Raw genomic sequence first — 25,020 nt, forward strand, 5'->3', positions numbered from 1 at the left:
CGTGACGGACGTGACGCACAGCGAGATCATCGAGACGGACGCGGGTACCGCCCGCGTCACCTGGCACCGGGCGCGAGCGGTGGAGGCACGGCTGGTACTGGCCGTCAGCCACGGCGCCGGTGGCGGCATCGAGGCACGCGACCTTCAGGCGCTCGCCGCCGAGCTGCCCGCGCAGGGGGTGACCGTGGCCCTCGTGGAGCAGCCCTGGCGGGTGGCGGGGAAGAAGCTGGCGCCCCCGCCGAAGACGCTGGACGTCGGCTGGCGCGGGATCTGGCCCGCCCTCACCGGGCCAGGGCTGCCCGTCGTCTCAGGCGGCCGCAGCGCCGGGGCCCGCGTCGCCTGCCGCACGGCCGGCGAACTCGGTGCCCACGCCGTCCTCGCGCTCAGCTTCCCCCTCCACCCGCCGGGCAGGCCCGAGAAGTCCCGCGCCGCCGAACTGCTCGGCGCCGGGGTCCCCACGCTCGTCGTACAGGGCGGCAACGACCCCTTCGGGAAGCCCGAGGAGTTCCCGACCGGACCGCAGGCTTCGTACGAGCTGGTCGAGGTGCCGTACGGCGATCACGGGTTCGCGGTGCCGAAGCGCGCCCCGGTCGATCAGGACCAGGCTGTGAGGATCATCACCGACGGTGTCCTGAAGTGGACCGCGTCACTGGCGTGAACCCCCGGGAATGTTGCGCCCTGGACCACTGTTGTGCGGATCAGACAGCACGAAAGGCGCTGTGACCGTTCGTACGAGAGGAAGTCCGCCGCATGGGTTCGACCATCTGCCCGAGCCGCAGCAGCCGTGCTGACCTGGACTGGTCGGTCCTGCATGCGACGAAGAACGCCCCTATTCGGGCGGCGGGCGGACCGGATCGTCGTCTATCCTCCGATTCTGGTGGGACCGGTTTCGGTCCTGCCCAGACTCTGGAGGAGGTGGGTCCGGTCACTGGGACCGACGCAGGGACCGAACACGGCCAGGCGGAGCAGCCCGAGGGCCCGGGCGGCGCGGAGACGACCGCGGAGCGCAGCGCGCGCTTCGAGCGTGACGCGCTGGAATTCCTCGACCAGATGTACTCGGCCGCGCTGCGCATGACGCGCAACCCGGCCGATGCCGAGGACCTGGTGCAGGAGACGTACGCGAAGGCGTACGCGTCCTTCCACCAGTTCCGCGAGGGCACCAATCTCAAGGCGTGGCTGTACCGGATCCTCACGAACACGTTCATCAACTCGTATCGCAAGAAGCAGCGCGAGCCCCAGCGCTCCGCCGCCGAGGAGATCGAGGACTGGCAGCTCGCGCGCGCCGAGTCGCACATGTCGACAGGTCTGCGCTCCGCCGAGTCGCAGGCGCTCGACCACCTGCCCGACTCGGACGTCAAGGAAGCGCTGCAGGCGATCCCCGAGGAATTCCGCATCGCCGTCTATCTCGCGGACGTAGAAGGCTTTGCGTACAAGGAGATCGCGGACATCATGGGGACACCCATCGGTACGGTGATGTCCCGGCTGCACCGGGGCCGCCGCCAGCTGCGCGGCATGCTCGAGGACTACGCCAAGGACCGCGGCCTGGTGCCGGCGGGCGTCGGGGAGTCGGACGGAACGAAAGGTTCGGGCTCATGAGCTGCGGAGACCCGCACGAGACGGACTGCAGTGAAGTACTCGATCATCTCTACGAGTTCCTTGACCGGGAGATGCCCGACAGCGACTGCACCAAGTTCGAGCAGCACTTCGAGGAGTGCTCTCCGTGCCTGGAGAAGTACGGCCTGGAGCAGGCGGTGAAGAAGCTGGTCAAGCGGTGCTGCGGACATGACGACGTGCCGACCGACCTGCGCTCGAAGGTCATGGGCCGCATCGACCTGATCCGCAGCGGCCAGACGGTGCCCGAGCACGACGTGGGCGCGGCGCCCCAGGCGCAGGAGTCCTGAACTCCTCTGTGCACCGCCCGTAGTTGACACCCAGGCCGCGACGGTTCGTCGCGGCCTGTTGTCATGCCGCGTGTCACCCGAACGTGCGAATCCGCGGTTCGCCGGGCGGGGGAATCAGACATTGCCGCACCCGCGCCACCCCCGCCGCAATAGTCTCCGGGCCTGTACGGGCTTGACCGGGGCCCGCGAGATACGCACGGGCCACGGGGAGGGGCGCGATGGGGACGATTCCGCCACGGGCCCGTGTCTACGTCGCCTGTGTCGTCCTGGCCGCCGTGGCCGTGCTGGCCCGGTTGACGGACATCCGCGCTCCGTGGGGCGCGATCGTGCTGCTCGCCGCGTTGTACGCCGGATGCGAGCACCTCACCCGGTGGCGCTTCGGCCACCAGCACGCCGTCCAGGGCATGGGCACCTTCTTCCCCGTACTCCTCGCCGGGGCCTTCCTGCTGCCGCCGCCCGCCGCGGCCCTCGTCGCGCTGCCCGGCGCGCTGTTCTCCCGGGTGGAGCAGCGGCCGCGGTGGCTGCGCCGGGTGTGGCGGGCGGCCCAACTCGTGCTCGGGGCCTGGGCGGCGTCCCGGGTGCACTGGGCGCTCGGCGGTCGGGACGCGGTCGTCCAGGCCGACTTCCCGTACGCGCTGGGGCCGGCCGCGGCCGCGATCCTCGCCTTCTGCGCCGTGCTTACGGTCCTGGAAGGGGGCATCCTGGCGACCGCCGAGCGGGTACCCGTACGGACCGCCTGGCGCGGGCTCTTCCCTCGGTCGCTGGCGCCCCTCGCCGTGCACGGGCTGGCCGGACTGATGATGGCGGTGCTCTGGCGCAGTCCGTACGGGCCGGTCGCCGCGCTGCTCGTGCTGCTGCCGATGTACGTCTCCTGGTGGGTGTTCGCGCAGTACCACCGGGAGCGGGCCGCCCATCAGGCCACCATCCGGGCGCTCGTGCAGGCCGTCGACATCAAGGACGGCTACACCCGCGGGCACAGCGAGCGGGTGGGGCAGGCGTCCATGATGATCGCGCGCGAACTCGGCATGGACGACGAGCGCGCCGAGGTGCTCCGCTTCGCCGGAATCCTGCACGACGTCGGCAAACTCGGCGTCCCCACCCGGCTGTTGCGCAAGGACGGGCCGCTCACCCCCGAGGAACGGCGGGTGATCGAGCTGCACCCCGAGTACGGGCACGAGATGGTGCGGGGCATCGGCTTCCTCGGGGAGGCCAGGTCGGCGATCCTGCACCACCACGAGCGGCTGGACGGAAGCGGGTACCCGTACGGGCTGATGGGCGGCCAGATCCCGGAGTTCGCCCGGGTGGTGGCCGTCGCCGACGCCTTCGACGCGATGACGTCCACCCGGTCGTACAGCAGGGCACGGCCCGTCGCGGCGGCGCTGACGGAACTGGACCGGTGCGCGGGGACGCAGTTCGACCCCCAGATGGTGCGGGCGCTGGTCCGCGCGCTGGCCCGGTACGGCTGGCACCCCGCCGTCACCGCCGACGAGCCGCGCGGAAACGTCCCGCCTCCGTCGCCGGCCGACTCCCTGCGCGCGGAGACCACCTCATGACACCGCCCGGGCTGCCCCTCACGCACCCGACCCGCCTCCTGCACGGCGCCACCCTGCTGCTCGCCGCCGGCTCCCTCGCCGTCGCCCTCTGGCACGGACTCGACGAACGGGGTGTCGCCCTAGCCTTCGGGCTGCTCATCGCCGTAGGCGAGTTCGCCCGGTGGAGCGGGTCCGACGAGCGGGAGTCGGCGCCGCTCGGAGCCGCCGGCGCCCTCGCGTACGCCCTGCTCGGGGAGGTCGCCGGGCGGTCCACCCACCACGGGGTGCTCCAGGTCGTCGCCGTGGTCGCCGCGGCCTCGCTCCTCGGGTGCGTGCCCCACGTGGCCAAGGGGCGCGGGCCCACCGCCGACCATCTCACCCGGCGCATCCTGACCGTCGCCTTCGCCGCCGTGTGCTTCCAGCCGCTCTACAACCAGGGCAGGCTGCGGGAGTGGGCCGGGGACGGGCCCGCGTACGCGGCGATCGTCGTCGCGCTGCTCGTGCTCACCGTGCTGTGGGACGCCGTGCTCGCCGCCGCCATGGCGCACGCGCGCACCCGCTGGCCGTTCGGCCCGCTGCTGCGGGACGAGCTGCGGGCCACCCTCGGCATCGGCTCCGCGGTCTGCGCGACCGGCGCCGTCATGGCACTCGCGGTCGCCGTCGCGGGCCTGTGGGCGCTGCCCGTCTTCTCGCTGCCGCTGCTGCTCACCCAGCTGTCCTTCCGGCGGTACGCGGCCGTGCGGACCACCTACCGCCAGACCATCGCCTCCCTGGCCCGGGCCACCGAGATCGCCGGCTACACCCCCGCGGGGCACGCCCGCCGGGTGGCCGCCCTCAGCCGGGCCGTCGGCCGCGAGCTGGGCCTGTCCGGGCCCGAGCTCACGGTCCTGGAGTACGCGGCCCTGATGCACGACATCGGGCAGCTCTCCCTCCTCGACCCCGTGCCCGCCGGGGCCACCGCCGCCCTCGCCCCCGCCGACCAGCGGCGCATCGCCCTGCTGGGCGGCGCGGTGGTGCGCCAGACCGGGGTGGACGCGGAGGTCGCCGTGGTGGTGGAACGGCAGGCGGACCCCTACCGCGAACAGCCGGTCAGCGCCAGGATCGTACGGGCCGTCAACGCGTACGAGGAGAAAGCCCGGGAAGCAGGTCCCGGGGGACCGCTGAAGGCCCTGGAGGAACTGAGACTGGGTACCGCCCGGGACTACCAGCCCGAGGTCGTGGAGTCGCTGGCCCGTGTGCTGGCACGAGACGGTCTGACCTTGCCGTCGGCTGGGTAACCCATGGGTAATGAGCGCCCGTCCGACCGTCCGTGGTTGGATGCGAGGAAGAGGACATCAGGGGGCACAGTCCAGCCCGAGGCTGCACGCTCTTCAACGAACTGGCAGGCGGGAATCGTGAGGATCTTCGGCAAGGGACGGCACCGGCCCTCCGCCTCATGGCGGCAGGCCACCGACCGTGCGTTCACGCTGATCGGCGACGGCCGGTACGAGGACGCGGGCGCGCTGCTCACGCGCGCCGCGGATCTCGAACCCTGGCTGTCCGAGTCCTGGTTCAACCTAGCCCTGCTGCACAAGTTCCGGCACGACTGGGAGCAGGCGCGGGCGGCCGGTCTCAGAGCCGTGGCACTGCTCGACCGGGAGACCGGGGCCCCTGATTGGTGGAACGTCGGCATCGCGGCCACCGCCCTCCAGGACTGGCCGCTCGCCCGGCGCTCCTGGCAGGCGTACGGGCTGCGGGTGCCGGGCGGGGCCACCGCCGCCGGTGAGCCCGTCGGGATGGAGCTGGGCAGCGCCGCCGTACGGCTGTCGCCGGAGGGCGAGGCCGAGGTCGTGTGGGGGCGCAGGCTGGACCCCGCCCGGGTCGAGGTCCTCTCCATTCCGCTGCCGTCCTCAGGGCGGCGCTGGGGCGAGGTCGTGCTGCACGACGGCGTCCCGCACGGCGAGCGGACCACCGCCGCCGGGCACTCGTACCCCGTCTTCGACGAGATCGAGCTGTGGGCGCCCTCGCCGGTGCCCACCTGGGTCGTGCTTCTGGAGGCGGAGACCGAGGACGACCGGGACGCGCTGGAGCGGCTCGCGGCCGACGCGGGGTTCGCCGCCGAGGACTGGTCTTCTTCCGTGCGGCTGCTGTGCCGGATGTGCTCCGAGTCGCGGATGCCGTCCGACGAGGGTGACGGGGAGCATCTGGATCCGCACGATCACAGTGAGCCGGGGCATCCCGGGCCGCTGGGGCATGTCACCGACGGGCAGCTGTGGGTTCCTGAGCGTGAGTGTGGGCTGGCTGCGCCGGCTTCGCTGGTGAGGGGGCTGTTGGACGGGTGGGTTGCGGACAGCCCGGACTCTCGGGACTGGCGGGATCTTGAAGAGGTCTGTTAGGGGTCGCTAGGACTGTTGTCGGCTGCGGGATCGTCGTGGCTGGTCGCGCCCCGAGGCGGAGCCGCATATCGACGCTGGCCCGCGCCCTTACGGGGGCGCGCTGCCCGTAGGCTGTACCCCGCAGATTTTCTCTGGACGCAGGAAGGCGTACGTCGGTCATGGCGCAGCAGGACACAGAGCAGAGCGGGGTGCTCCCCGTGGACGACGACGGCTTCGTCATCGACACCGAGGACGGGGCGGAGCGCGAGGAGGCCTACCGCGCGCGCGGCACCTCGCGGCCCATCACGGTCGTCGGGAACCCGGTGCTGCACAAGGAGTGCAAGGACATCACCGAGTTCGGTCCCGAGCTGGAGCAGCTGGTCGCCGACATGTTCGCCAGCCAGCACGCCGCCGAGGGCGTGGGCCTGGCCGCCAACCAGATCGGCGTCGACCTGAAGGTCTTCGTCTACGACTGCCCGGACGACGACGGCAAGCGGCACACGGGCGTGGTCTGCAACCCCGTACTGGTCGAACTGCCCGCCGAGCGGCGCCAGCTGGACGAGAGCAACGAGGGCTGCCTGTCGGTGCCGACCGCGTACGCGCCGCTCGCCCGCCCCGACTACGCCGAGGTCACCGGGCAGGACGAGAAGGGCAATCCGGTCAAGGTGCGCGGCACCGGCTACTTCGCGCGCTGCCTCCAGCACGAGACGGACCACCTTTACGGGTACCTCTACATCGACCGGCTCTCCAAGCGCGAACGCAAGGACGCGCTGCGGCAGATGGCCGAGAACGAGCCCCGGTACGCCGTGGTCCCGAACGACTGAGACAGAAAATGACAGCTGGGGCGTGAACGCCCCCACTCCGCGACGCCTGGTCGGATCATCCTCCGACCAGGCGTCGTTCGTGTGTGTGTCGCACGTTCGATCCCTTGTGCGCCTCTAATGATCCATATTCAGTCACGCAAGGGGAGATTCTCGGCACCGTGGGGTAGTGAAGGGAGCAAATCCGTTCCCAAAACGGTCAGTTGGGGTGCTGAATGGGAAGTGCGGGGATACGCAACGGCGCACGCCCGGCACAGCGGGAGGGGTGTGTCGCCAACAGGCGGCTGAGAGGGGTTTGTTCGTGCCTGCTTTCTCACAGAGCACCACAACGACACACACCGCGATTGCGGTCCCACCGGCGCTCTCTCTCCCGGTGATCGAGACCGATTTTCCCCGTCAACTCCATCCGTATTGGCCGAAGCTCCAGGAGGAGACCAGGGCCTGGCTCCTGGAAAAGCACCTCATGTCGGAGGACAAGGTTCAGGCATATGCCGATGGGCTTTGCTACACCGACCTCATGGCGGGCTACTACATTGGCGCGCCCGACAAGGTCCTCCAGGCGATAGCGGACTACAGCGCGTGGTTCTTCGTCTGGGACGACCGCCACGACCGCGACGTGATCCACGGCCGGCCGGCGGCCTGGCGGAGGCTCAGGCTCCAGTTGCACCTCGCCCTCGACTCGCCCCGGGACCATCTGCACCACCAGGATCCCCTGGTCGCGGGGTTCGCGGACAGCATGGTGCGGCTGTACTCGTTCCTGAGCACGCGCTGGAACGCCCGGTTCGCCCAGCACTTCCACGGAGTCATCGAGGCGTACGACCGGGAATTCCACAACCGTACGTCGGGAACCGTTCCGACCGTCGAGGACTACCTCGAACTGCGGCGTCTCACTTTCGCGCACTGGATCTGGCTCGACCTCCTCGAGCCGAGCGCGGAGTGCGAACTCCCCGTCGCCGTACGACAGAATCCCGCATACCGGCGGGCTTCCCTTCTCTGCCAGGATTTCGCGGCCTGGTACAACGACCTGTGTTCGCTCCCCAAGGAAATCGCGGGCGACGAGGTCCACAATCTCGGAATCAGTCTCATTCACCACGAGGGAATGCGACTCGAGAAAGCGGTCAAGGAGGTAAGGCGTCGGGTCGAGGGATGCATCACGGAATTCCTCGTGGTCGAACAGGAGGTATTTCTGTACGCCGACCGGCTCGACGACGGGTCCGTGCGGGGCGCCGAATTGGCGGTCGCCGTGCGGGCGTGCCTGTGCAATATGCGGAACTGGTTCAGTTCCGTGTACTGGTTCCACCACGAGTCCGGCCGGTACATGGTCGACAGCTGGGACGACCGCTCCACACCCCCGTACGTCAACAACGAAGCGGCTGGTGAGAAATGACCGTCGAGTCCGTCAAACCCGCGGCACCCGGGGCGGCCGAGCTGCCCGCCCCACCCCTCGCCGGGGGTGGCGTCCCCGGCCTCGGCCACGGTTGGAAACTGGTCCGCGACCCGCTGGGCTTCCTGGCCCGGCTGCGCGAGCACGGTGACGTCGTCCGGCTGAAGCTCGGCCCGAAGACGGTGTACGCCGTCACCACGCCGGCCCTCACCGGGGCGATGGCGCTGAGCACCGACTTCAAGATCGGCGGTCCGCTCTGGGAGTCCCTCGAAGGCCTGCTCGGCAAGGAAGGCGTCGCCACCGCCAACGGGCCGACGCACCGGCGCCAGCGGCGGACGATCCAGCCCGCGTTCCGGCTCGACATCATCCCCGAGTACGGGCCGATCATGGAGGAGGAGGCGCACGCGCTCGCGGGGCGCTGGGAGCCCGGCGAGACGATCGACTGCACGTCGGAGTCGTTCCGGGTCGCCGTGCGCATCGCGGCCCGCTGCCTGCTGCGCGGCGACTACATGGACGAGCGGGCCGAGCGGCTGAGCGTCGCGCTCGCCACGGTGTTCCGCGGCATGTACCGGCGCATGGTGATACCCGCGGGACCGCTCTATCGGCTGCCGCTTCCGGCCAACCGCAAATTCGATCGCGCATTGGCCGATTTGCACCTGCTGGTCGACGAGATCATCGCCGAGCGCCGGGCATCTGGTCAAAAGCCGGACGATTTGCTGACGGCATTGCTGGAAGCGAAGGACGGGAATGGCGACCCCATCGGCGAACAGGAGATCCACGACCAGGTCGTCGCGATACTCACCCCCGGCAGCGAAACCGTCGCGTCCACGATCATGTGGCTCCTCCAGGTGCTCACGGAACACCCGGAACACGCGGACCGAGTGCGCGAAGAGGTCGAATCCGTCACCGGGGGCCGGCCTGTCGCATTCGCGGATGTGAGGAGGCTGTCCCACACGAACAATGTCGTCGTCGAGGCCATGCGGCTGCGTCCCGCCGTATGGATATTGACGCGGCAGGCGGTGACCGAAACCGAACTGGGCGGGTACCGCATTCCGGCCGGTGCCGACATCGTCTACAGTCCGTACGCGATCCAGCGCGATCCGCGTTCGTACGACGGGCATCAGGAGTTCGACCCCGACCGCTGGCTTCCGGAACGCGCCAAGGACGTGCCGAAGTACGCGATGAGCCCGTTCAGCGTGGGCAACCGGAAGTGCCCGAGCGACCATTTCTCGATGGCCCAGCTCAGCCTGATCACGGCGGCGGTGGCGACGCGCTGGCGCTTCAAACAGGTGTCCGAGTCGAACGACGCGACACGGGTCGGCATCACGCTCCGGCCGTACCGGCTGCTGCTCAAGGCGGTGCCGCGCTGAGCCGGCGGCGTTGAGTCGGTGGCGCTGAGCTGGTGGCGCTGAGCCGACTGCCGTACCGCGGCGCACGGTCAGGCGGCCTGCGGGCCCCTGAACGTGCGCCGGTACGCGTTCGGGGTCGTCCCGAGCGCCCGGAAGAACTGATGGCGCAGCGCGGCAGCCGTTCCGAATCCGGTGCGGCCCGCGATGAAGTCGATCGTCTCGTCCGTGGCCTCCAGCAACTCCTGGGCCAGCAGCACCCGTTGGCGCAGGATCCAGCGGTACGGGGTCGTGCCCGTCTCCTGCTGGAAGCGGCGTGCGAAGGTGCGCGGGGACATGCGGGCGCGGGCCGCGAGCTGCTCGACGGTCGCCTCCCGGTCGAGGTGGTGCTCCATCCAGACGAGCACCTCGCCGACCGTGTCGCACTGCGAGCGCGGCAGCGGCCGCTCGACGTACTGGGCCTGGCCGCCGTCGCGGTGCGGGGGCACCACCATGCGGCGCGCGATGCTGTTGGCGACCTCGGGTCCCTGCTCCTTGCGGACGATGTGGAGGCAGGCGTCGATGCCGGCGGCGGTGCCCGCCGAGGTGATCACCGGGTCCTCGTCCACGTACAGCACGTCCGGCTGGATGATCGCCCGCGGATACTGCCGGGCCAGCTCGTCCACGTGCTGCCAGTGCACGGTGCAGCGCCGTCCGTCCAGGAGTCCGGCCGCACCGAGCACGAAGACCCCGGAGCAGACGCTGAGCACCCGGGCACCCCGGTCCACGACCTGGCGCAGCGCGGCGAGCAGCTCCGGCGGATAGCCGCGTACGGCGTACGTGCTCCCGGCCGGCACGATGACCAGGTCGGCCTCGTCGAGCCGGTCGATGTCGTACGGGGTGGAGACCGAGAAGCCGGGGACATGGGTGCTGAGCGACGGCCCCTCCGCCGACACGACCGCGAAGTCGTACACGGGCAGCCCCTCGTCGCTGCGGTCGAGGCCGAACACCTCGCAGACGACTCCGAGTTCGAAGGGGTGCACGCCGTCGAGCAGGACCGCGGCCACGTTTTTCAGCATGCTGCCAGTGTGCACCATCTCTGGCAGTAATTCGAGGGTGTGCGGCAGTCCTGCCACTGTCGGTAAGGAGCAATCAGCGCCAGAGTGATGTCCATGAACACATTCCTCGGCTACCTCACCGTCCTGATCCTCGCCGCCGTCCTCTCCGCTCCGGCGTTCGCCGGGTACGTCCGTGAGCGCCGCATAGACCGCCAGCTCCGTGCGGCCGAGCGCCGGCCCGTCCCGGCCCCGACGAGCCGGAGCCGCCGTGGTCTCGCCGCGCACGATGTCGCCCGGGCTGTCTGAGCGCCACCGTCACCTTGAGCTCGCTGCCTCCGCGCCTCCGCTCCTCCGCAGGGGATGCGGGACCATGAACGCATGGCCTCGCATCTCCTGCTCGACGTCGGTGAAGTCAAGGCGGTCGAGCCGTACCTCGGCCGGGTGGGCGAGGTGTTCACGGCCTTCCGGAAGCAGGACTCGGGCTGCGTGTCCTACGGAGTCCGGCTGGCAGGCGGTGAGCGGTGGTTCGTCAAGGAGGCCGTCACCGACAGCGGGCGGCGGTCACTGGAACGCGCCTGGGCCTTCCACCGGGCCGTACGGCATCCCGCGATCGTCCCGCAGGTCCACCGGATCGCGGTGGGCGGCTCATGGGCGGCGGTGATGCCGTGGCACGAGGGTGAGGTGCTGTACCCCGCAACCGTGGCCGGAGTGCGGGACCGTACGAGCCCGGACAGCGCGATGGCACGGTTCCGCGCGCTTCCGCTGCCCCGCGTGCTGCACGCCGTCGACCGGATTCTGGCCGCCCATCTCGCCGTCGAGGACGCCGGTCACGTCGCGGTCGACTTCTACGACGGCGCCCTGCTGTACGACTTCGCGGGTCACGTGCCGCATCTGATCGACCTCGACGAGTACCGGCCGGGCCCCTTCGTCCTGGACGCGGAACGGCTGCCCGGATCACGGCGGTTCATGGCTCCCGAGGAGTTCGAGCGGGGCGCGGTCATCGACGTACGCACGACGGTGTTCACGCTCGGCCGCGCGGCTCGGCTGCTGCTGGACGCCGGGGACGAGGAGCGCGCCTGGCGGGGCACTCCCGCTCAGCTGGCCGTGCTCGGACGGGCCACCCGCGCCGACCCGGACCGGCGGTTCCGGACGGTCGGCGAGTTCGCCGCCGCGTGGCGGGGCTGCCCCTCTCCCCACGGCGAAGGGCAGCCCTCATGACACGCGGCACATGCGGCACATGCGGTCCCTGGTGGGAGACCTAGAACTCGTCGTCGAACGACACCGAGCCCTCCACCGCCACCTGGTACGCCGAAGGGCGGCGCTCGAAGAAGTTGGTCAGCTCCTGGACGCCCTGCAACTCCATGAAGGAGAAGGGGTTCTCGGAGCCGTAGACCGGGGCCAGGCCGAGGCGTACGAGGCGCTGGTCGGCGACGCACTCCAGGTACTGGCGCATCGAGTCGGTGTTCATGCCCGGCAGGCCGTCACCGCACAGGTCCCGCGCGAACTGCAGCTCGGCCTCGACGGCCTCCCGGAGCATGTCGGTGACCTGCTCCTGGAGTTGGTCGTCGAAGAGCTCCGGCTCCTCCTTGCGGACGGTGTCCACGACCTCGAAGGCGAAGCTCATGTGCATCGTCTCGTCCCGGAACACCCAGTTGGTGCCGGTCGCCAGGCCGTGCAGCAGGCCCCGGCTGCGGAACCAGTAGACGTACGCGAAGGCACCGTAGAAGAAGAGCCCCTCGATGCACGCGGCGAAGCAGATCAGGTTGAGGAGGAAGCGGCGGCGGTCGGCCTTGCTCTCCAGCCGGTCGATCTTCTCCACCGAGTCCATCCACCGGAAGCAGAACTCGGCCTTCTCCCGGATGGACGGGATGCTCTCCACGGCATCGAAGGCCGCGGCCCGGTCCTCCGGGTCGGGCAGGTAGGTGTCGAGCAGCGTCAGATAGAACTGGACGTGCACGGCCTCCTCGAAGAGCTGGCGGCTCAAGTAGAGCCGCGCCTCGGGGGAGTTGATGTGCTTGTAGAGGGTCAGCACCAGGTTGTTCGACACGATCGAGTCGCCCGTCGCGAAGAACGCGACCAGCCGGCCGATCATGTGCTGCTCGCCGGGCGACAGCTTCGCGAGGTCGCTGACGTCCGAGTGGAGGTCGACCTCCTCCACGGTCCAGGTGTTCTTGATCGCGTCCCGGTAGCGCTCGTAGAAGTCGGGGTAGCGCATGGGGCGGAGGGTCAGTTCGAAGCCCGGGTCGAGCAGGTTCTTGGTTTCGCTGGACGTTGCTGACATTACTGGCAGGCCTCGCAGGACTCGGGGTTCTCAAGGGAGCAGGCGACGGCGTCTTCGGTGGCCGCCGCCACGGGGATCGGGGTCTGCGTCTGCGCCTGTGCCTGGGCCTGGGCGGCCCGGGCGATGCGCGTCGCCGGGCGTGAGCGCAGGTAGTACGTCGTCTTCAGGCCCGACTTCCAGGCGTACGCGTACATCGAGGAGAGCTTGCCGATGGTCGGCGTCTCCAGGAAGAGGTTCAGCGACTGGGCCTGGTCCAGGTACGGGGTCCGGGCGGCGGCCATGTCGATCAGGCCGCGCTGCGGGATCTCCCAGGCCGTGCGGTACAGGTCGCGCACGTCCTGCGGCACCCAGGTGAAGCCCTGCACCGAGCCGCCCGACTCACGCAGCGCCTCCCGGGTCTGCGCGTCCCAGACGCCGAGCTTCTTCAGCTCGGCCACCAGGTAGGAGTTGACCTGGAGGAACTCCCCGGACAGCGTCTCGCGCTTGAAGAGGTTGGAGACCTGCGGCTCGATGCACTCGTAGACGCCCGCGATCGACGCGATGGTCGCGGTGGGCGCGATCGCGAGGAGCAGCGAGTTGCGCAGGCCCGTCGCCGCGATCCGCTGCCGCAGCGCCGCCCAGCGCTCCGGCCAGGTCAACTCGACGTCGTAGTGGTCGGGGTGGAGCACGCCCTGGGCCGTACGGGTCTTCTCCCAGGCCGGCAGCGGGCCGTTGCGCTCGGCGAGGCCGGCGGAGGCCTCGTACGCGGCGAGCATGATCCGCTCGGCGATCCGGGTGGAGAGGGCGCGGGCCGCCGGCGAGTCGAACGGCAGCCGCAGCTTGAAGAAGACGTCCTGCAGACCCATCGCGCCCAGGCCCACAGGGCGCCACCTGGCGTTGGAGCGGCCCGCCTGCTCGGTCGGGTAGAAGTTGATGTCGACGACGCGGTCGAGGAAGGTGACGGCGGTACGGACGGTCTCGTCCAGCCGCTCCCAGTCGATGTCCTGGGCGTCCGCGTCCACGAAGGCGCCCAGGTTGACCGAGCCGAGGTTGCAGACCGCGGTCTCCCCGTCGTCCGTCACCTCCAGGATCTCCGTGCAGAGGTTGGAGGAGTGGACCGTGTGGCCGGGCAGGGCCGTCTGGTTGGCCGTGCGGTTGGCGGCGTCCTTGAAGGTCATCCAGCCGTTACCGGTCTGCGCGAGGGTGCGCATCATGCGGCCGTACAGCTCGCGGGCCGGGATCGACCTCTTCGCGAGGCCCGCCTCCTCGGCCCTGCGGTACGCGGCGTCGAACTCCGCGCCCCACAGGTCCACCAGCTCGGGCACGTCGGAGGGCGAGAACAGCGACCATCCGCGGTCCTCGTCCACCCGGCGCATGAACTCGTCCGGGATCCAGTGCGCGAGGTTCAGGTTGTGCGTACGCCGGGCGTCCTCACCGGTGTTGTCGCGCAGCTCCAGGAACTCCTCGATGTCGGAGTGCCAGGTCTCCAGGTAGACCGCGGCCGCGCCCTTGCGCCGGCCGCCCTGGTTCACGGCGGCGACCGAGGCGTCGAGGGTCTTCAGGAACGGGACGATGCCGTTCGAGTGCCCGTTCGTGCCGCGGATCAGCGAACCGCGAGAGCGGATACGGGAGTACGAGAGTCCGATGCCGCCCGCGTGCTTCGAGAGGCGGGCCACCTGCTGGTAGCGGTCGTAGATCGAGTCCAGCTCGTCCAGCGGGGAGTCGAGGAGGTAGCAGGAGGACATCTGCGGGTGCCGCGTACCGGAGTTGAAGAGCGTGGGGGAGGAGGGGAGGTAGTCGAGGCGGCTCATCAGCCGGTACAGGGCGGCCACTTCGTCGACCGAGCGCGCGGTGTCGTCCTCGGCCAGCCCGCTCGCCACCCGCAGCATGAAGAACTGCGGTGTCTCGATGACGGACCGGGTGATCGGGTGCCGCAGGAGATAGCGGCTGTGGAGAGTGCGCAGGCCGAAGTAGCCGAAGCGGTCGTCGCCTTCGAGGTCGACGAGGGCGTCGAGGCGGGCCGCGTGGAGCCGTACGAACTCGGCGGTGCGGTCGGCGATCAGGCCCTCGCGGTGCCCGACCGCGACGGACTCGGAGAAGGACCTCACTCCCTGCGAGGCGGCCTCCGCGGTGATGCTGATCGTCAGCAGGCGCGCGGCCAGCTTCGAGTACACCGGGTCCTCGGAGATGAGGCCCGCGGCCGCCTCCGTGGCCAGCTCGCGCAGCTCCGGCACGTCCGCGGCGGCGGACCGGCCGCGCAGCGCGGCGGCGGCGACCTTGCCGGGGTCGGCGTCGGAGAGGTCGGCGGTGAGGTCGGTCAGGGTCCGCAGCAACGCGGTTCCCGGCCCGTCGGCAGCGGCCTCGACCCTGTCGACCTTCTGCTGGGCCACTCTCCCCGGCGCTGTCCCGGTCCCACTCCCTGTCCCGGTCCCTGTCCCCGCCTCTGTCGCTTTCGCTGAGACCGGATCGGCTGGCGCGATGGTCACGTGGGGTTCTCCCTCGCTCGGCGCGGGGGCCTGCGGGGAGAGGGTTTCGGGGCACACGGGGGTACGCGCTCTGCGCAGCGGTACGCCGCGTCCACCGGCCCACTCCGCGAGGCCCGGACGTCATCGGTACCCGGGCCGGACGGCCTGGGCGCGCTGTCGGCAGGTCCTCGGACTGACCGAGTGCGCGGCTCTCCTCCGGGGTTCCTCGGAGGTTCCCTGGGGACGGACACGCACAAGTACACCGTTGCGGGACAGTTCCGGATTTGCACCGGATTCCCCTGCGGCGACAGCGAGCATGAGCATACATCTTGTGCCGGGCTCCGGAAGCACCCCCACATGTTGTGTCGTGTCGGCTTCGGAGGGTGTCAGAACGTCAACTCGTAGGTGAGCAGCGTGATGTCGTCGAGGTGCGGAATCGGGTTCCAGTCGCGGGCCGGGGTGCGGGTGAAGCCGAGGCGTTCGTAGATGCGGTGAGCGCTGTGCATGGTGTGCTGGGTGGACAGGACGACGCGTACGCAGCCGTCCGTGGCCCGGGCTCGCTCGACGCAGGCGCGGACGAGGGTCTCGCCGGCGCCGTGGCCGCGGGCCTCCTTCGCGACCGCCAGCATTCGTATCTCGGCTTCGCCCGGTTGCGCGATGTCCGCCATCGGGCCGCCGGACGGTACGAAGGTCACGCCGCCGAGGAGGTGGGGGCCGGTCGTGGCTACGAGGACGTCGGCTGCGGTGGCTCGTTTCGCCACGTCCCGCAGTTCGCCGAGGTACTCGTCGCTCTCCCCGAAGTCGAGCAGCCCGTCTTCCAGGTAGGCCTGCGCGGTGATCTCGCCCAGCGCCGTGTACTCGTCGGGCTGCGCCCGCCTGATCGTGATGTCCATGGTGGGGAGTGTGGCGGACGGGGGCGGCTGTGGGCCGCTGATTTTCCTTCGCCCCCGCCGCCCCTACCCGTCCCATCCCTGGGGGCTGCGCCCCCAGACCCCCGCTGATCGGCCTGAACGGCCTCGTCCTCAAACGCCGGACGGGCTGGAAATGCGGGACCGGGCTGGAAAATAAACGACTGTCGGCGACATATCGGCCGCTGTCGGCAAGCTGTAGGTGGTTTGTCGGTGGGGGCTGGCACCTTGGTCGGCATGACGCGAATCGACAACACTCCCCGACAAGACGACGGTGCCGGCGGCCGCAACGCCGTCACCGTGCGGGGGCTGGTCAAGCACTACGGCGAGACCAAGGCACTGGACGGCGTGGACCTGGACGTACGCGAGGGCACCGTGCGCGGCGTACTCGGTCCGAACGGCGCCGGCAAGACCACCCTCGTACGCATCCTGTCCACCCTCCTCGCCCCGACCGCGGGACAGGCGACCGTCGCCGGCTACGACGTCGTGCGCCAGCCCCGCCAGCTCCGCCGGGTGATAGGCCTCACGGGCCAGTACGCCTCCGTGGACGAGAAGCTCTCAGGGCGGGAGAACCTCTACCTGATCGGCCGCCTCCTGGACCTGACGCGCAAGGACGCCAGGACCCGCGCCGACGAGCTCCTGGAGCGCTTCTCGCTGACGGACGCGGCCAAGCGCCCGGCGAACACGTACTCCGGTGGCATGCGCCGCCGCCTGGACCTCGCCGCGTCCATGATCGGCAGCCCGGCCGTCCTCTACCTGGACGAACCGACGACCGGCCTGGACCCGCGGACCCGCATGGAGGTGTGGACCGAGGTCAAGCGCATGGTCGGCGACGGCGTCACCGTGCTGCTCACCACCCAGTACATGGAGGAGGCCGAGCAGCTCGCCGACGAGCTCACGGTCATCGACCGCGGCAAGGTCATCGCGAACGGCGCCATCGACGAACTGAAGGCGAAGGTCGGCGGCCGCGTCCTGCGCATCCGCCCGGCCGACCCGCTGGAGCTACGGCCCACGGCGGCGGCCCTGGACGACTTCGGGCTCACCGGACCGGGCAACGCGACCGTGGACATCGAGACGGGCACGGTCGTCGTCCCGATCCTCAGTGACGAGCAGCTGACCGCGGTGGTCGGCGCGGTCACCGCCCGCGGCATCACCCTCGCCGACCTCGGCACCGAACTGCCCAGCCTGGACGAGGTGTTCCTGTCCCTCACCGGCCACCGGGCCACCGACCCCCAGGACGAACCCCAGCCCGCCCACGCCTACGAGGAGGTCTCCGCGTGAGTACCGCCGTCATCGACGCCCCGGCCGCCCAGGTCACGGACGACCCCCGCGTCGGCCTCCGCGCCCACCTGCGCCACATCAGCGCCCTGGTCCGCCGCAACGTGCTGTGGATCCGCCAGGACCCGGAGTCGATGTTCGACGTGATCCTGATGCCGATCGTGTTCACGCTGCTGTTCGTGTTCGTCTTCGGCGGCGCGATCGCCGGCCAGGGCAACCAGGACGTGTACGTCAACTACGTCGTCCCGGGCCTCATGGCGATGATGGGCATGAACATCGCCATGGGCGTGGGCACCGGCTTCAACCAGGACTTCCAGACGGGCGTGATGGACCGCTTCCGGTCCCTGCCGATCTCCCGTGCCTCGGTCCTGATCGCCAAGATCTCGGTCGAGATCGGCCGCCTGCTGGTCGCCACGGCGATCCTGCTCGCGGTCGGCTTCATGCTCGGCCTGTCCGTGTCGAACGTCCCGGGCCTCTTCGCCGCCATCGGCCTGTCCGTGGTCTTCGGCTCCGCCATCATGTGGATCTTCCTGACCATGGGCGTGGTGATGAAGAACGCCCAGGCCATCCAGGGAATGGGGTTCCTCGTGCTGATGCCCCTGCAGTTCGGTTCCTCGATCTTCTCGCCGCCGTCCACCATGCCGGGCTGGCTCCAGACCTTCACCGACTACAACCCGCTGTCGTCCCTCGCGGACTCGGCCCGCGGTCTGATGAACGGCGGCCAGCCGGTCGCCCACGACGTCACGATCACCCTGGTCTGGTCCGTCGTCATCACCGTGGTGATGGCCCCGGTCGCGATCCACAAGTACCGCACCAAGAGCTGACGTCCGCCCGGCCTGCCCATTACCCGTTTACCCGTGCAGCGATCCGCGTCGTCGTCAGACCAGGGCGGTGGCCTCCCGGAAGGAGAGGTCACCGCCCTCCGCGTACGCGGTCTCGTACATCTCGTCGTCGAGGACGGCGCGCGTCTGGGTCTCGGCCCTGGCCCGCATCTCGCGCTCCAGCGCGGCCGGGAGGTGGCCGGGCGGCGCGAGGCGGTCCGCGGCGCCCAGGCAGCGGGCCGCGTCCCGGGCGCGCCGGCCGCCGTCGACGCCGGACAGCGCGATGGCGGCGGTGATCAGATGGGCGGTGATCATGTGCGGCGCGATCATCCGGGCCAGCGGGTCGTTCCCGCGCACGAAGGCCCCCCGCATCTTCACCACGGCTTCCTCGTACCGGCCGTCCAGTGTGTCCAGCCAGGCCTCCACACCGAGGACGAACCCGTCGAAGGCCACGAAGCGGGCGGCTCCGAAGTCGGTGCGCAGCCGGACCATCTGCTCGCGCGCCTCGGCGACCCGGCCGGTGCGGCCGAGACACATCGCGAGGAAGAGCCGGGCCGCGGGCATCGCCTCGTTGGCCGCGCCGTGGCCCTGTTCCAGGACCTCGCGCAGCAGCCGCTCGCCGCGCTCGATCTGGCCCGAGTCGATGAACACACTGCCGAGGCGGGCGCCGAGCACCGCCGTCTGGGCGCGCGCGCCCAGCCGTTCGGCGTGGGTGATGGCCGCTTCGTAGTCGGCCGCGGCGAGCTGGTACTCGCCCTTGCGTTCGCGGGCCTCACCGCGTGCGGAGAGCGCCTCGGCGGCGCCCCAGGCGTCCTCGACGCGGGTGAAGATCTCCAGCGCCTCGTCGGCGTCGCGGGTCGCGTCGCCCGCCCAGTCGGCGCGGTTGGCGAGGATGTTGGCGCGCATCTGCAGGGCGACGGCCAGCTCCCAGCCGTAGCCGAGTTCGCGGCAGGTCTCGATGCTCGCGTCGATGACCCCGCGCAGCCGGTCCATGTCGCCGGTCAGCAGAACGGCGTAGAACCAGAGGTAGCCGGGGTTGCGGCAGACCTGCGGGAGCCCCGGCCGGTAGGCCTCGGTGATGGCGCGCAGCTTCACCTCGGCCTCCGGGGTCTGCCAGGTCTCCAACTCCAGGTCCATACAGGCGAGATGGAGCAGGTGGACGCCGCGCCGGGCCTCGGCGAGGACCTCCGGGCGCATCGGCGGCGGGGTCGCGGTGCAGGGCTCGTACAGCGGGACGGCGGGCTCCGCGGGCGGCGCGAACGGGTCGGGGCCGAGGGCCATGACCTCGCGGGCCCAGGTGCGGGTCGCGGTGCGCAGATCGCGGATCTGCCAGTACCAGGCGAGGGAGAGGAAGAGGCAGAGCGCCTCCTGCTCGTCGCGTTCGGCGACGGCGTGGTGCAGGGCGGCGCGCATGTTCTCGCCCTCCAGCTGGAGCAGCTCGATGGCCGCCCGCTGGTCGGGGCCGCGCAGTCGGGGGTCGGTGGTGCGGGCGAGTTCGCGGTAGTACGTGAGGTGGGCGCGCTCGGCGCCGGGGCGCTCGCCGGACTCGTCGAGCCGTTGCCCCGCGTACTCGGCGACCGTCTCCAGGAGCCGGTAGCGCATCCCGCTCCCCTCACCCGACGGCTCACCCGAAGGCGCGGCCACCACAAGGGACTTGTCGACGAGCGAGCCGAGCGCCTCCAGCGCGGCGGGCCCGCAGACTGCTTCCGCCGCGGCGAGATCACAGCCGCCGGCGAACACGGACAGCCGCCGCAGCACGTCCCGTTCGTCCTCGTCGAGCAGGTCCCAGGACCAGTCGACGACGGCACGGAGTGTCTGCTGGCGGGGCAGGACGGTGCGGCTGCCGGAGGTGAGGAGGCGGAAGCGGTTGTCCAGGCGGTCGGCGATCTGCCGCGGGGTGAGCATCCGCAGCCGGGCGGCGGCGAGTTCGATGGCGAGCGGCAGTCCGTCGAGCCGTCGGCAGATCTCGGCGGCGGCTGCGGGATCGTCCTCGACGCGGAAGCCGGGGCGGGCGGCCGCTCCCCGGTCGGCGAGCAGCCGCAGCGCGTACGGCTCGGGCAGCGGTTCCACCGGGCGCAGCAACTCCCCCGGTACGCCCAGGGGTTCGCGGCTCGTGGCGAGGACCGTCAGTCCGGGGCAGCGTTCGAGGAGCGTCTCGACGAGGTGGGCGGCCGCCTCCACGACGTGTTCGCAGTTGTCGAGGATGAGCAGCATGCGGCGCCCCGCGCAGTGCTCGGTGAGCCGGACGAGCGGGTCGTCGTGCCGGTCGGCGACGGCCCGCATCTCCTCGGCCCCGGCGCCGCGCAGCACGGTCTCCCGCGCCCCGACCGCGGTGAGCACGGCCTCGGGTACGGCCTCCGGGTCGTCGACGGGCGCGAGTTCGGCCAGCCACACCCCGTCGGGCGCGGCCGGGGCGACGCTCTCCCCCGCCTCCTGCGACAGCCGCGTCTTGCCGGCCCCGCCGGGCCCGAGCAGCGTGACGAGCCGCGCCGCCGCGAGGTCCCCGCGGATGGTCTCCAGGTCGGTGTCCCGGCCGACGAAGGAGGTGAGCCGGGCCCGGAGGTTGCCGGGAGGTGCGCTGTGCGTACGGAACTCCGGCTCCGGGGCTCGCCGCTCGCCGTTGTGCGCGGGTACGGGATCGGGGGCGCCCCGCAGCAACTGCGTGTGCAGCGCCCGCAGTTCAGGACCCGGGTCGGTGCCGAGCCGGTCGGCGAGGAGCTGTCGTACGGACTCGTAGCCGGCCAGTGCCTCCGCGGTGCGGCCCGCGTCGCGCAGGGCCCGCAGGCGCAGGAGCTGTAAGGGCTCGTCCAGGGGGTGGACGTCGCAGAGGGCGGTGAGGTCGGGGAGGGACTGTTCGGCGTGGCCGAGGGCGAGGGCCGCGGTGAGGCGGGCGCGGCGGGCGTCCAGGCGGCGGGTCTCCCAGCGGGACGACTCGGTGGTGCGGTCGGGGAGGTCGGCGAGGGCGGGGCCGTGCCAGAGGGCGAGGGCGTCGTCGAGGATGACGGCCGCCTTGCCGGGGTCGCCGTCGGCCAGCGCGCGGGCGCCCTCGGCGGCGAGCCGGTCGAAGCGGTGCAGGTCGATGTCGTCGGCCGCCGCGCACAGCCGGTAGCCGCCCTCCGCGGAGCCGATCGCGTCCGCGCCCAGCGCCCTGCGCAGCCGCCCCACCAGGGCCTGCAGCGCGCCCGTGGTGTCGGCGGGCGGGTCGGCGCCCCACACCTCGTCGACCAGCACGGCCGCGGACACGGTTCGTCCCGGCCGCAGGGCGAGCACGGTCAGCAGGGCACGCAGCCGCGCCCCACCGACCGGGACGGGGGTGCCGTCGGTGTGGAGTGCCTGGGTGGTGCCGAGGATGCGGTAGCGCACGGGGTCCATTGTCTCCGGTGTTCTCAGCGCCGGTCGCGGGGTTGCGGCGGTGTGGCGTCCGGGATCGCGAGGGTGACGAGGACACCGGTCTCGGCGAGGCCCTCCGGCGTACGGCTTTCATCGGTGTTGAACCACTTCGGGCAGGTATCGACGGTCCGCAGCGACCGCTCCCCCGGCACGGGTTCACGGGTGCTCGACCCCGGCACGGCGGCGGCGTTCCGCTCACTCACCAGCCGGATCTCCTGGACGAGGCCGGTACGCTCGGGCCATTTTCCGCCGTGCAGCTCAACGGCGAGCGACTCGTCCGCGTCCGTGAACCGCAGCGGCCAGGTCACCTCGTCCCCCACCGAGAACGGGGTGCCGCAGCACTCCATCTGCCAGCTCTCGTAGAACACCTGCCACGACCCCATGGGTCCACCTTCCCCGGAACTCACAGTGGACCGCGAGACGTTTTCGGCATACGCCCGGTACGGTCGGGCACGCCCATCAGCGTGAACCCCGCTGAGCGAACCCCAGGGAGCCCGACCCCATGACCACCGCCACCAGCCGGCACAGCGACCGGCGGATCAGCCCCGTCTTTCTCGGGATCGTGGCCGTCACCGCGGTCACCGGCTGGGCGACCTGGACGGGCTTCGCCGAGCAGCCCGGCGTCGCCGTCTTCCTCTTCGTGACGGCGGCCTGGATCGTCTCGCTCTGTCTGCACGAGTACGCGCACGCGCGCACGGCCCTGCACAGCGGCGACATCTCGATCGGCGCGAAGGGCTATCTGACCCTCAACCCGCTGAAGTACACGCACGCGCTGCTGAGCATCGTGCTGCCCGTCATCTTCGTGATGATGGGCGGGATCGGTCTGCCGGGCGGCGCGGTCTGGATCGAGCGGAGCCGCATCCAGGGCCGCTGGAAGCACAGCCTGATCTCGGCGGCGGGCCCGCTGACGAACGTGCTGTTCGCGATCGTCTGCACGGCCCCGTTCTGGCTGGACGCGCTCGACGGCGTGCCGGACGACTTCCGGTTCGCCCTCGCGTTCCTGGCGCTGCTCCAGGTCACCGCCGCGCTGCTGAACTTCCTGCCGGTGCCGGGCCTGGACGGCTACGGCGTGATCGAGCCCTGGCTGTCGTACAAGATCCGCCGCCAGGTGGAGCCGCTCGCGCCCTTCGGGCTGCTCCTGGTGATCGCCATCCTGTGGATCCCGGCGGTGAACAGCGTGTTCTTCGACGTGATCGACTCGCTGCTGCGCAGCCTGGGCATCGACGAGATCGAGACCTACTGCGGCCAGAACCTGTACCGCTTCTGGACCGACACCAACCAGTACTGCTCGGTCAGCCCGTGACGGACGACGCCTTGCGCCGCGCCCGGTCCCGACGCACGTAGTACCAGGTCATGTTGGACGACAGCCCGGCGAGCAGCACCCACACGATCCCCAGCCAGCTGCCCTGTACGAACGAGACGACGGCCGCGGCGACGGCGAGCACGCAGACGACGAGGGTGTAGAGGGCGAGTCGGGACATGGGGGGCGGCTCCTGTCGATTCCTGTCCGGCCGTGCCGGGGGACACTGCTGAGCTCCAGTGTCCCCCACCCCCGCGGCACATCCGTCGGCACGTCCGTCCGCACGGCCTACACGTCGGTCAGGCGCAGACCCGCGTGGGCCTTGTACCGCCGGTTCACCGAGATCAGGTTCGCCACCAGCGCCTCGACCTGGTGGGCGTTGCGCAGCCGCCCGGAGAAGATGCCGCGCATGCCCGGAATCCGCCCGGCCAGCGCCTGCACGATCTCGACGTCCGCCCGCTCCTCGCCGAGCACCATCACATCGGTGTCGATCTCCGCGATCTCGGGGTCCATCAGCAGCACCGCCGAGAGGTGGTGGAAGGCGGCGGCCACCCGCGAGTCCGGCAGCAGGGCGGCGGCCTGCTCGGCGGCGCTGCCCTCCTCGGGCTTCAGCGCGTACGCGCCCTTCTTGTCGAAACCGAGCGGGTTGACGCAGTCGACGACGAGCTTGCCCGCCAGTTCCCCGCGCAGCGACTCCAGCGTCTTGCCGTGCCCCTCCCACGGCACCGCGACGATCACGATGTCGCTGCGGCGCGCGGTCTCGGCGTTGTCGGCACCCTCGACGCCGTGTCCGAGCTCCTCGGCGGCGGACCGCGCGCGCTCGGCGGCCCGCGAGCCGATGATCACCTTCTGGCCGGCCCGCGCCAGCCGATAGGCAAGGCCCTTGCCCTGCGGGCCGGTGCCGCCGAGCACGCCCACGACGAGCCCGGAGACGTCGGGAAGGTCCCAGGGATCCTTGGCCGGAGCCTTCGCGGGGGCCTTCTGCACACTGTCGTTAGAGGTCATGGGCCGACTTTACGTCGGCGTGGATCCGACCTCCGGCTCAGGTGAGGTCCGTCACCGGCACGCGGCGGAAGGTGATGGTCTCGTACGCGCCGAAGTCGCCCGTCTCGTAGAGGAGTCCGACGGTGTCGTCGTCGACGCGGACGAGATCGGAGTACGCGGCGGGCAGTCCGTCCACGGTGTGCGCGGGCCGCCAGGTGGTGCCGCCGTCGGTGCTGGCGCGGATCGTCATCAGGGCGCGGAAGCCGGGGTCGGCGGGCCCGGAGAAGAGCAGCACGTCGGGGTCGCGGAGCTGGAGCACGCTCGCCTCGACGACGGGGGCGGTGAGGCCGGCCTGCGGACGGAAGGGCTTCAGCAGGGTCTGGCCGCCGTCCCGCGAGTACGCGTCGGCGCGGGTGCCGGGAGCGGGCGAGTCGTTGCGGGTGTTGAAGTAGACGCGCCCGTCGGCGAGTTCGGCCGCCGTCGTCTCGTTCACGTTGATGTAGCCGTCGGTGTTGTCGTCGACGTATCCGATGCGCCAGTTCTCGCCGCGGTCGTCGCTCAGCAGACAGTGCCCGCCGTTGTACTTGCCCTCGGTGCCGTTGTCCTGGCCGGCCGGCGGGAGGGAGTGGTTGGCGGGGACGACGACCCGGCCGGTGCTCAGCTGGAGGGCGTGGCCGGGCGTGGTGGCGTACCAGCGCCAGGCCGCCTTCTTCACCTGCCCCGTGATCTCCTTCGGGTTCGACCAGGTGAGCCCCTCGTCGTCGCTGTGCTGGACCCAGACGCGGCGTCCGTCGGTGGCGCTCACCTTGCCGCGGCGGATGGCGTCCTCGGTGGCGAGGGCCGCGTTGCGAACGTGGACGAGCAGGACGCGGCCGGTGTCGAGGACGACGGGCGCCGGGTTGCCCGCGAGGGCGTCGCCGTTCTTGGCGGCGACCTGGAGCGGGCCCCAGGTCAGTCCCCCGTCGGTGGACCGCTTCAGGACGATGTCGATGTTCCCGAAGTCGTCGCGGGAGCCGACCCTGCCTTCGCAGAAGGCGAGCAGCTGTCCGGTGCCGGTGGCGACGACGGCCGGGATACGGAAGCTCGCGTAGCCCCCCTGCCCCGCCCGGAACGGCACGGACACCTCACCGGTTTCGCCGGTCTCGCTGGTCTGGTTGGTCTCACTGGTCGTCATGGAACCCTCCCTTGCCGACTGGGTTGCACACTCTGCCCACGTCGGGCGAATTCGGGGTGAACTCC

The 25,020-nt window shown here is 70.9% G+C and carries 23 protein-coding genes and 1 riboswitch; of the genes, 14 read left to right on the plus strand and 9 right to left on the minus strand.

Annotated elements, in window-relative coordinates:
• Position 1 precedes the first annotated feature (1 nt).
• The 9 genes from AB0I18_RS13735 (at position 2) to AB0I18_RS13775 (ending at position 9,362) form a co-directional block, all read left to right on the plus strand.
• On the plus strand, positions 2 to 658 hold the full coding sequence (locus tag AB0I18_RS13735; protein ID WP_363105632.1) for an alpha/beta family hydrolase: 657 nt from the start codon (positions 2 to 4) through the stop codon (positions 656 to 658).
• A 257-nt stretch (positions 659 to 915) separates the two neighbouring features.
• Entirely contained in the window at positions 916 to 1,596 is a 681-nt protein-coding gene (gene sigR / locus AB0I18_RS13740; protein WP_363105633.1) for an RNA polymerase sigma factor SigR, read from the plus strand.
• Positions 1,593 to 1,901, plus strand: coding sequence for a mycothiol system anti-sigma-R factor (rsrA, locus tag AB0I18_RS13745; RefSeq protein ID WP_363105634.1), 309 nt, complete (start codon positions 1,593 to 1,595; stop codon positions 1,899 to 1,901). The genes sigR and rsrA overlap by 4 nt, the downstream gene beginning before the upstream one ends.
• Before the next feature lie 218 nt (positions 1,902 to 2,119).
• Positions 2,120 to 3,454: an HD-GYP domain-containing protein gene (locus tag AB0I18_RS13750; protein WP_363105635.1), complete on the plus strand. Its 1,335-nt coding sequence runs from the start codon at positions 2,120 to 2,122 to the stop codon at positions 3,452 to 3,454.
• On the plus strand, positions 3,451 to 4,710 hold the full coding sequence (locus AB0I18_RS13755; protein WP_363105636.1) for an HD domain-containing protein: 1,260 nt from the start codon (positions 3,451 to 3,453) through the stop codon (positions 4,708 to 4,710). The genes AB0I18_RS13750 and AB0I18_RS13755 overlap by 4 nt, the downstream gene beginning before the upstream one ends.
• Positions 4,711 to 4,827: 117 nt before the next feature.
• Positions 4,828 to 5,808: a hypothetical protein gene (locus AB0I18_RS13760; protein WP_363105637.1), complete on the plus strand. Its 981-nt coding sequence runs from the start codon at positions 4,828 to 4,830 to the stop codon at positions 5,806 to 5,808.
• 158 nt (positions 5,809 to 5,966) lie between these two features.
• Entirely contained in the window at positions 5,967 to 6,611 is a 645-nt protein-coding gene (def, locus tag AB0I18_RS13765; RefSeq protein WP_363105638.1) for a peptide deformylase, read from the plus strand.
• A 298-nt stretch (positions 6,612 to 6,909) separates the two neighbouring features.
• Positions 6,910 to 7,995 carry an epi-isozizaene synthase gene (cyc1, locus tag AB0I18_RS13770; protein ID WP_363105673.1) on the plus strand — a complete coding sequence of 362 codons (1,086 nt, stop codon included), beginning with the start codon at positions 6,910 to 6,912 and terminating at the stop codon, positions 7,993 to 7,995.
• Positions 7,992 to 9,362: a cytochrome P450 gene (locus AB0I18_RS13775; RefSeq protein ID WP_363105639.1), complete on the plus strand. Its 1,371-nt coding sequence runs from the start codon at positions 7,992 to 7,994 to the stop codon at positions 9,360 to 9,362. Before cyc1 ends, AB0I18_RS13775 begins: the two co-directional genes overlap by 4 nt.
• A 68-nt stretch (positions 9,363 to 9,430) precedes the next feature.
• On the opposite strand, the gene AB0I18_RS13780 is transcribed toward AB0I18_RS13775, so the two are convergent.
• Positions 9,431 to 10,396 carry a helix-turn-helix domain-containing protein gene (locus AB0I18_RS13780; RefSeq protein WP_363105640.1) on the minus strand — a complete coding sequence of 322 codons (966 nt, stop codon included), beginning with the start codon at positions 10,394 to 10,396 and terminating at the stop codon, positions 9,431 to 9,433.
• A 93-nt stretch (positions 10,397 to 10,489) separates the two neighbouring features.
• Between AB0I18_RS13780 and AB0I18_RS13785 the strand changes: the two genes are divergently transcribed.
• Together AB0I18_RS13785 and AB0I18_RS13790 are read left to right on the plus strand one after the other, a co-directional pair.
• Positions 10,490 to 10,681: a hypothetical protein gene (locus tag AB0I18_RS13785; RefSeq protein ID WP_363105641.1), complete on the plus strand. Its 192-nt coding sequence runs from the start codon at positions 10,490 to 10,492 to the stop codon at positions 10,679 to 10,681.
• Between the two features lie 72 nt (positions 10,682 to 10,753).
• Complete coding sequence (locus tag AB0I18_RS13790; protein ID WP_363105642.1) at positions 10,754 to 11,593, plus strand: serine/threonine protein kinase; 840 nt, start codon at positions 10,754 to 10,756, stop codon at positions 11,591 to 11,593.
• Positions 11,594 to 11,633: 40 nt separating this feature from the next.
• On the opposite strand, the gene AB0I18_RS13795 is transcribed toward AB0I18_RS13790, so the two are convergent.
• The 3 genes from AB0I18_RS13795 to AB0I18_RS13805 form a co-directional block, all read right to left on the minus strand.
• Positions 11,634 to 12,656: a ribonucleotide-diphosphate reductase subunit beta gene (locus AB0I18_RS13795; protein ID WP_363105643.1), complete on the minus strand. Its 1,023-nt coding sequence runs from the start codon at positions 12,654 to 12,656 to the stop codon at positions 11,634 to 11,636.
• Positions 12,656 to 15,025 (minus strand): ribonucleoside-diphosphate reductase subunit alpha, encoded by a 2,370-nt coding sequence (locus tag AB0I18_RS13800; RefSeq protein ID WP_363105644.1) that lies wholly within the window; start codon positions 15,023 to 15,025, stop codon positions 12,656 to 12,658. The genes AB0I18_RS13795 and AB0I18_RS13800 overlap by 1 nt, the downstream gene beginning before the upstream one ends.
• A 258-nt stretch (positions 15,026 to 15,283) precedes the next feature.
• Positions 15,284 to 15,399: riboswitch (cobalamin riboswitch) on the minus strand.
• Positions 15,400 to 15,486: 87 nt separating this feature from the next.
• Positions 15,487 to 15,993 carry a GNAT family N-acetyltransferase gene (locus AB0I18_RS13805; protein ID WP_363105645.1) on the minus strand — a complete coding sequence of 169 codons (507 nt, stop codon included), beginning with the start codon at positions 15,991 to 15,993 and terminating at the stop codon, positions 15,487 to 15,489.
• A 252-nt stretch (positions 15,994 to 16,245) separates the two neighbouring features.
• On the opposite strand from AB0I18_RS13805, the gene AB0I18_RS13810 reads away from it, so the two are divergent.
• Together AB0I18_RS13810 and AB0I18_RS13815 are read left to right on the plus strand one after the other, a co-directional pair.
• Positions 16,246 to 17,289: an ATP-binding cassette domain-containing protein gene (locus AB0I18_RS13810; protein ID WP_363105646.1), complete on the plus strand. Its 1,044-nt coding sequence runs from the start codon at positions 16,246 to 16,248 to the stop codon at positions 17,287 to 17,289.
• Positions 17,286 to 18,110 carry an ABC transporter permease gene (locus AB0I18_RS13815; RefSeq protein WP_363105647.1) on the plus strand — a complete coding sequence of 275 codons (825 nt, stop codon included), beginning with the start codon at positions 17,286 to 17,288 and terminating at the stop codon, positions 18,108 to 18,110. Before AB0I18_RS13810 ends, AB0I18_RS13815 begins: the two co-directional genes overlap by 4 nt.
• A gap of 54 nt (positions 18,111 to 18,164) precedes the next feature.
• Here AB0I18_RS13815 and AB0I18_RS13820 read toward each other — a convergent pair whose 3' ends face one another.
• Both AB0I18_RS13820 and AB0I18_RS13825 read right to left on the minus strand, forming a co-directional pair.
• Positions 18,165 to 21,479 (minus strand): BTAD domain-containing putative transcriptional regulator, encoded by a 3,315-nt coding sequence (locus AB0I18_RS13820; RefSeq protein WP_363105648.1) that lies wholly within the window; start codon positions 21,477 to 21,479, stop codon positions 18,165 to 18,167.
• Positions 21,480 to 21,493: 14 nt separating this feature from the next.
• Positions 21,494 to 21,880, minus strand: coding sequence for a DUF6578 domain-containing protein (locus tag AB0I18_RS13825; protein WP_363105650.1), 387 nt, complete (start codon positions 21,878 to 21,880; stop codon positions 21,494 to 21,496).
• Between the two features lie 119 nt (positions 21,881 to 21,999).
• Between AB0I18_RS13825 and AB0I18_RS13830 the strand changes: the two genes are divergently transcribed.
• On the plus strand, positions 22,000 to 22,800 hold the full coding sequence (locus tag AB0I18_RS13830; RefSeq protein WP_363105651.1) for a site-2 protease family protein: 801 nt from the start codon (positions 22,000 to 22,002) through the stop codon (positions 22,798 to 22,800).
• On the opposite strand, the gene AB0I18_RS13835 is transcribed toward AB0I18_RS13830, so the two are convergent.
• The 3 genes from AB0I18_RS13835 to AB0I18_RS13845 all read right to left on the minus strand — a co-directional run bounded on the left by AB0I18_RS13835 (position 22,790) and on the right by AB0I18_RS13845 (position 24,955).
• Positions 22,790 to 22,978 (minus strand): hypothetical protein, encoded by a 189-nt coding sequence (locus AB0I18_RS13835; RefSeq protein ID WP_363105652.1) that lies wholly within the window; start codon positions 22,976 to 22,978, stop codon positions 22,790 to 22,792. The genes AB0I18_RS13830 and AB0I18_RS13835 overlap by 11 nt on opposite strands.
• Before the next feature lie 107 nt (positions 22,979 to 23,085).
• Positions 23,086 to 23,802 carry an NADPH-dependent F420 reductase gene (gene npdG / locus AB0I18_RS13840; protein WP_363105653.1) on the minus strand — a complete coding sequence of 239 codons (717 nt, stop codon included), beginning with the start codon at positions 23,800 to 23,802 and terminating at the stop codon, positions 23,086 to 23,088.
• Positions 23,803 to 23,839: 37 nt separating this feature from the next.
• A complete protein-coding gene (locus AB0I18_RS13845; protein WP_363105654.1) occupies positions 23,840 to 24,955 on the minus strand; it encodes a sialidase family protein in 1,116 nt (371 codons plus the stop codon).
• Between the last annotated feature and the right edge of the window lie 65 nt (positions 24,956 to 25,020).

Source organism: Streptomyces sp. NPDC050704 (assembly GCF_040654355.1).
In the GTDB taxonomy this organism is placed as follows: Bacteria; Actinomycetota; Actinomycetes; order Streptomycetales; family Streptomycetaceae; genus Streptomyces.